The following is a 5,011-nucleotide window of genomic DNA, read 5'->3' on the forward strand; positions in this document are numbered from 1 at the left end:
GCTTCTGCGGTGATTCTGGTCCATAATAATCCCGCTCGATACCCCACGGGCATTGTGGATCACGCACAGTACCGCATAATAACGAAAACGATTTATTTTCAATAACTTAGATAATAAGCACTCTGATCCGAGTGGGATGATAGATTGCCATTTTTCCTCGACATAACGTCGCCTACAAATTTCCATTATTACTCATACAAATCAGCAACTTATGGAATTTTCCCAATAAGAATACCATTCCCGCAAACCTAAATGACGAGTGCCGTTCCACCAATTCTCCGAGCACATGCTCTTGTTGATGCTCAAGCAAGATTCGAGCTGCGTCGCTCTGATTAGAGCGGTCGATACCAATCGGCGCAATCCGCCAACTGCATGAATTCCGGCGAGGGATGAACATGCACCTGGCGGATGAATTCGCCCGGAAGGTGCTGCTTGATATTGTCTTCGGCATGGTTGGAATTTCGACTCGGCGTGCCTTGGGCCACCACGAACCTCTGACCAATGTTCATCGCCAGACGCAATCCACGATCTCCCCCGCACCATGCGATCGGGATTTCTGCTTCGACGATTGCAGGCTTCCCGATCGCTGCGATGATCGGACCCATTTCCGGATCGCGGTCATGAGAATTATAGAGGGCCTCGCCGCCCCAAAATCGGAGAAGATCACCGATTCCGCCTTCGCCAGCGATGGCTGGCCTGAAAAAGCAGAACCACAGCATGCCGGCGCGATATCTGTCCGTGGCCTGATTGGTGCGCGCGAGACGCTCGCCCTGGTCGGAAGAGAGCAATCCCGCCCGGACTGCCGCACCGATCCGGCGCGATACGAGATCGATGTCGAGCAGCGTCATGCCGTTGACCTTGATGTCCTCGACCTCGTGATCGGTGACGCGAGTGCAATGCCAGCCGACGACACTGTAGGACTGCAAAGCCTCACCGACGCTGTAGATCGCTGCATCGAAACGATTGCTCAATGGACCGACCTCATGCGAACGCAATGCGCCATGATGCTCAGTGAGAACGCTCAAAAGATCGGATGGCCAAGTATCGGGTTGATCGAGATCAATGATCTCGCGGGTGACGTTGGTCATTCGCCGCCACCCGCGCGTGCCGCAGCCGCCGCTATTACCCGGTCGCGCTGATGTCTCATCATCAGCATGGCGAGAATGGTTGTGGAGGTCAGCCGAGAGACCCGGAAGAAGGCGTCGCACACCTCATAGTAGACCGTTTCATCCTGCTTCGGGTCGGTACCGCTGATCTCAAGTGTCGCCATGCGCGTTTCCGGGTTCGTGTCAGCGATCGCGGTGTAGAGGTGCCGAAAGCTGAGATGCACGAAGTCGGAGGTCTGCGCATATAGTGGTTCGATCCAGGGGTGGCCCTCGGCAAGTTTTCTTTTCAGGAAGGCATCGGTGAGGCGTTCCGGCTTTCCACCGCCAACCGGCGTGCCGGACATCAGGCGATCGAAGGTGCGCTCTCCCTTGAAAAGCCTCTGAAGGTCAGCCTCAATGTCGCCCATCATCGTCAGCCCGTTGATGCGCATCGCCGTGTCGATCTGGGTGCGCAACAGGATCGTTGCCGAAGGAAAGTTCTTCGTTTCAATTAGCGTGCGGAAGCCGCGGCATTGCGAAAGCGTCCGCTGGGCGGCGCCGAAGATAAAGAAGTCAACGATATTGACGGCGCCGTTGGGCAGCATCTCGTGGGCCTTGGCGACGAGCTCCTGTTCGAGCTCCTTGATGCTTTCTAACCGGCGCTTCAGCGTTGGTTGCACCGGCGGATTATTCTCCTCCGTCATTTGCTTGTCCTTTAAAATGCATGAAACACCCCTCGTCGATGTGGGTCAGCATGTAAGATCGGACACCCACCGAGCGAAGGTCCGCGACTGTATTGCGAGCGGACCGAAAGCACTAAATCGACGCAGCGATCTAGTTAGGAAAAATGAATTGTCGTCCTTGGTGCTTGCGTTATCTTTGTAGCAGGGGGAACGAGATGGAACCATGGCCTAGAATACCTGAAGATGTAGTCGCATGGTTCCGAGCTGCATTTGAACAGGCAAATCGAAGGGTCTGTGAGCGCCTCGCGAACCTTCCTAACATCCGCGAAACTTCGCTCGACGATGGCCTGATCGAGGCGCTGATTCCCGATAGCGCGCCAAGGCTGCTGCCATCCGGGGCAATCGTGCGAATGGACACGCACAACATCGGCGGCTTGCGGCGTCTGGGCGCGCCGCATTGGGATTGGGATTTGCCTCAGCGTCGCCGCTGGGAGACAGCAGACATCGCAATCCTCGTTTTCGTTTACCTGCGCGACACCCTCATCGCGAAGAAGATCGGCCTCCTGCAATCGAAGCGACTATTCCCGACGAATCAGGATGTCGAGGACGAAGATGAGATCGCCTTCCTGCACGGCATGAATGCCTTCATCCGGCGTGACGGGCACCAGGCAGCAGCAGCGTTGCATCGGACCTATCGCTTCGACGAGTCCTGCGCCTATTCCGCAATTCATGCCGACGATCGGCAGGTCGGTCTAATCGACACGCTCAATCGCGACTTTGGCAAGGCTGTCTACTATCTGCTCTATAACCCACCCGAGCTTCCCTTCTCTGTCGACTATCCCCTCCGGCAGCGTATCCGGATTGAGAATATGTCCGTGGGCAACCGGGTTCTGGATGCGGATGACGTGCACCGAGTGCTGGCTGGCCTTGGTGACGGCCAATCGCCAACTTTCGCACAGCTGCAAGCTGCAAGCGGCGTCCGCAACTGGCCACTCGAAACCTGGGCGGCCGATTTACTGCTCACCTGCCAGGTGGGGCAGCAATTCGATGACAGCAACGACGATCGTGTGCGATATTTTCTCGAGCGGCGGTCAGGCCCGATCGGCGCCGCACTTGCCGTGTCGATCACCCTTTCCGAAGAAGCCTGACGAGCCTGTTAAGCCGTGCGAAGAGGCGACATACTCTACAAATTCGGCCTTACCGATATCGTGGTGCGTATCCATCCGGAGTTCATTTGAGGCGTGCTCCTTTATGCGGTGCGTTGGCGTGGCATTGGAGCGATCTGACCTTAATTCTCGTTGTCCAGCCAACACTTGACCACAACCTCTTCCACCATCGGTATATCGACGGGCCGTCCTGCATGCCGTGCAGCGCGAACCTGGATAATTGAGCTAGGGCCAGCTTTGGGCTCTGGTTCCGACAAACGTCGAACCTCACTTCCTCTACACGGGCAGGCGGAGGTAATCGCAATCAGGCGTGACACGGCCACCGCAGCGGCGATGGCGCTTACATGCGGTGCCGCCACGCTTGCCCCAGCAACCTCGGCCGTTCCGCAAGCACCAACCTCGTTTTGAAGTTGATGATAGGCGCTTTCGTCGGGGATGGCATTCCCATCGGTCGCGTCCGCTTGCCCCTCAAAGTGTCTAGCGATCGATCGCTGAGCGTCGAAGATCGTTACGCGATAGCGATTGAAGTCGGATGCTTTCCGGCCGAGCCCCGCATCAACAATGCATTCAAAGCCGGTTTGTGCCATGAGCCTACGCGATGCAATTTTGTCGACACCACAAAGCGCGATACGCGGATCATCGTCTTCCAGCACGTCTCCCACTAGAAGCCTTCGATCAACGCGACGAACATCGAACCCCCTCGCCTCAGCCCAGGCGGCCGCAACCTTGGTCTTGAGCTCACCGTAGGCTTCGGACCTGACCAGCACCGAAGTCGCCCAGTTCTCTTCACTGACCTTATCGCGATCCTGCAAAACCAACTCGACGTCAGATGGGTCAGCGTAGGGCAGAGCCGCCAGCGCCCAGAGAAAGGCCTGACCGAGGTTGCCGAGGCCGACCAACCATATGGCACCCGGCAAGAACACGTCTGCGAAGGCCGGCGGCTCTTCGCCCACCGCAGTCGGCCATAGGTCGACCTCCATGGAACGCTCCACGGCACGACCCCGTATTGCATCAAAAGCCGCACCGACGGCGAGCGCTCCTGCAGCAATCCCTGAAAGCGGATTCCGGCCATCGTCGCAAGGAATGCATCCCGGAGCAACCCCAGCACGCCAGCCACTCCACCACGCCCAGATCACGCCCTTCTCGGGCGGTTGAGGGGTTGAGCCGATCCAAATTCTCTGCGCTGGCGGTCCCGTGAACGTTGACGCACCGACTAGTTTAGCCGCATCGGTGAGCGCTTGCGCACCTAGCGGCAGTGTCGAATTCAACCGCTGATCGACCGCCCCGTCGAGACGCACACCACCGACAAAGGTGCGGCTGCCCACCGATACTGCAGTCAGTATCGCAGCATGAGCCGCTGGTGTCACAGCATCGTCGCCGACAACGATTTCCAATGTAAGGCCGCGCAAGCGCGCCTGTGCTTCGTCGAAGGTAATACCTTCGCTATCGACAAGAATCTTTGAAAGTCGCGCAATCTGTCTGTCTAACGCCACGGCCACCACCCGACATGTAGTGGCGACGGACGTTCAAGACTGCGATCACGCCACTGCCGAGCACCACGATACTCGTAAACGCCGATACCTCCCGGCATGGTGGCACGTCCGGCAAAGTGCGGCAGGATGATCGCGATGTGGCCGATCTCTGCCATGATAGGATTCGCCTTGTCTGAGGAACTTTGGCCAAAGCCAGCCGGATGAACGTGGACGTCAGCAACGACTTCACGACCGGTATCGCGGCAATGCGTCCAGAGAGCTCCGAGCAGCCGCCCATCGATTTCAACGATGCCGGTATCCAGCGCATGCGGATCGATGTCATCATAGAATACGAACTCTTCAATCCGGCGCTGTTTGTCCCTCCTACCCAGAAGGAAGGCGCCACTTTCGCGCCGGCCGTAGGTCCGCCGGTGGAGCTCCGCAACGCCAGCAGTCCAGATTGTGCGGTCGCACAGAATTTCAGGCGGTGGCCCGAACAAGCTGCGCGCGAGCGTTGCTATTAAGGATGCCATAGAGGTCCTCGAAAATGAAAGAGAGGTGACGATCGGGCCGCCAAGCCAGGTGTGGAAACGTCCCGGCGTTGT

At 57.7% G+C, this 5,011-nt stretch carries 4 protein-coding genes and 1 pseudogene; 1 reads left to right on the plus strand and 4 read right to left on the minus strand.

Annotated elements, in window-relative coordinates; translation table 11 throughout:
• Positions 1-332: 332 nt before the first annotated feature.
• Positions 333-1,088 (minus strand): hypothetical protein, encoded by a 756-nt coding sequence (locus Q4Q11_RS30780; protein WP_498571856.1) that lies wholly within the window; start codon positions 1,086-1,088, stop codon positions 333-335.
• On the minus strand, positions 1,085-1,789 hold the full coding sequence (locus Q4Q11_RS30785; RefSeq protein WP_498571857.1) for a hypothetical protein: 705 nt from the start codon (positions 1,787-1,789) through the stop codon (positions 1,085-1,087). The genes Q4Q11_RS30780 and Q4Q11_RS30785 overlap by 4 nt, the downstream gene beginning before the upstream one ends.
• Before the next feature lie 389 nt (positions 1,790-2,178).
• Between Q4Q11_RS30785 and Q4Q11_RS30790 the strand changes: the two genes are divergently transcribed.
• Positions 2,179-2,916, plus strand: coding sequence for a hypothetical protein (locus tag Q4Q11_RS30790; protein ID WP_498571858.1), 738 nt, complete (start codon positions 2,179-2,181; stop codon positions 2,914-2,916).
• A 140-nt stretch (positions 2,917-3,056) separates the two neighbouring features.
• Here Q4Q11_RS30790 and Q4Q11_RS30795 read toward each other — a convergent pair whose 3' ends face one another.
• Both Q4Q11_RS30795 and Q4Q11_RS30800 read right to left on the minus strand, forming a co-directional pair.
• A complete protein-coding gene (locus Q4Q11_RS30795) occupies positions 3,057-4,427 on the minus strand; it encodes a BilD N-terminal domain-containing protein (RefSeq protein WP_498571859.1) in 1,371 nt (456 codons plus the stop codon).
• A pseudogene (locus tag Q4Q11_RS30800) lies at positions 4,418-5,011 on the minus strand (hypothetical protein); the annotation flags it as partial. The pseudogene Q4Q11_RS30800 and the gene Q4Q11_RS30795, both read right to left, overlap by 10 nt.

Source organism: Rhizobium sp. UFLA01-1127 (assembly GCF_059803845.1).

What these genes read in the sequence shown, in the direction of transcription:
- Q4Q11_RS30780 (WP_498571856.1), bottom strand. Translation starts at nt 1,088, where the DNA reads ATGACCAACGTCACCCGCGAGATCATTGATCTCGATCAACCCGATACT.
- Q4Q11_RS30785 (WP_498571857.1), bottom strand. Translation starts at nt 1,789, where the DNA reads ATGACGGAGGAGAATAATCCGCCGGTGCAACCAACGCTGAAGCGCCGG.
- Q4Q11_RS30790 (WP_498571858.1), top strand. Translation starts at nt 2,179, where the DNA reads ATGGACACGCACAACATCGGCGGCTTGCGGCGTCTGGGCGCGCCGCAT.